2 protein-coding genes are annotated in these 1,468 nt (G+C 38.6%); both read right to left on the reverse strand.

What is annotated here, in order from left to right:
- Window positions 1-82: 82 nt before the first annotated feature.
- Entirely contained in the window at window positions 83-421 is a 339-nt protein-coding gene (locus tag H2O73_RS20215; protein WP_182110722.1) for a hypothetical protein, read from the reverse strand.
- 157 nt (window positions 422-578) lie between these two features.
- Window positions 579-1,274: a hypothetical protein gene (locus H2O73_RS20220; protein WP_182110723.1), complete on the reverse strand. Its 696-nt coding sequence runs from the start codon at window positions 1,272-1,274 to the stop codon at window positions 579-581.
- Between the last annotated feature and the right edge of the window lie 194 nt (window positions 1,275-1,468).

Below are 1,468 nucleotides of genomic sequence, written 5' to 3' on the forward strand. Positions count from 1 at the left end.
GATGGCTGTATGTGGGATGCAGATAGCGCCAAAAATTAACTATTGACGCCATAGTCTCTTGTTAGTTGCATAACATGCACAATTAGTGACCACGCAAACGTAGATTCTTACCATCTAAACTAATTTGTTCAACATTATGGAACCAGCCATTTATTGACTTAAATTTAATATTTACGTTGCTGCCAGATTTAAAAAAAACGAGAGAGTCTCGGCATAAATAATCATTCAGACCGAAATGGAACGTTCCTTTTTTATTCCCATCAACTACCGTTAGTGCAACGGAAATTTCTGATTTCCCTGTTTCTACACATTCAGCTGAGTAGATACTACCTGAAAAGTACTCTTCTTTTTTTAGTGCACTCACGGCAACAAACAACCCAAATACTCCGATACAGAAAACTAAGTATGCTCGATTACTCATTTATACACCCTAAAGATTACAACTACCCACTATGCAACTAACGCCGCATTAAGGTGTTAGCAACGCTACCACGAAACTTAACCATACCACCGTAAACGCTAAACCCTGCGGTGAAATGAAAAATACCAAGCGTTGGGAATCACTCTTAAATGCTTTGTTAAGTTTCTTTGTACCAATAGTCTCCGCCTTTTGAAATAATGTCGTCTTCTAGTACTTTTTTATTCAAAGTATCAATTTTTCCGTCAACAAAAGACTTCACATGTTCAACTAAGCCACGAAACTCAGCGAGATTTTCTAACGTATATGTATCCGGTTGTCCTAACTCACGAGTAAAGTAAGGAACAGCCCCTTTTCTTCGTTTTGTATCCAAAGCCAGTACAACTTTGACTTTTTCTACCTTCTCCGCCCCACTATGTGCGGCAAAGTTGTTTCGCATATCAATCGCAGATTGGTGCTTCTTTCGAAAATCTTCATCAAGATTCTTCTTTTCAAGTTTGACCTTTCGACCTTCACAGGTAGCGAAACACTTCGCATAAAAAGTTAATGCTGCTACAAACAACCCTTTAATTAAATTATATCTCGTCCGATCATGATCAGACTTTCTGTTCTTTGGGTCTTGAACAAGTTTTACATCTGCTTTCATCATTGACTCTATTTCATTGAGCCACACAGCAACACTGCGCAAATCTTTTTCAATCAAAGTATATGAAGCTAAAACCTGTGCTTTAGGTGTTGTAATTTCAACTCTTTTTGCTTTGACTCGCTTATAGTAATAGCGATTGTAAAAATCTGAAGTTTCTGGGTTTAATACCGTCACTTTTGACCAACCATCACCTAAATCATCGTACTTCATTGTTTCTCCAGAAACTTAACGCCGCATTAAGTGGTGAACAACGCGACCACTCACCCCTAAACCTTGCCACATACAACACTGAAGCTGACCTAAGCTGAAATTGCCAAGCGTTGAGAATCCGTCTTAAATGCTTTGTATGGATAATAACTCACGAATCAGGGTAAGGTGAGACCCAGACTTTAGCTGCAACTAAA

The sequence above is a fragment of the Vibrio marinisediminis genome, assembly GCF_014050145.1.
GTDB classification, from domain to species: Bacteria; Pseudomonadota; Gammaproteobacteria; order Enterobacterales; family Vibrionaceae; genus Vibrio; species Vibrio marinisediminis.

Bases quoted from the DNA above. Each gene is read 5' to 3' on its own strand.
- H2O73_RS20215 (WP_182110722.1), bottom strand. From the start codon at position 421: ATGAGTAATCGAGCATACTTAGTTTTCTGTATCGGAGTATTTGGGTTG.
- H2O73_RS20220 (WP_182110723.1), bottom strand. From the start codon at position 1,274: ATGAAGTACGATGATTTAGGTGATGGTTGGTCAAAAGTGACGGTATTA.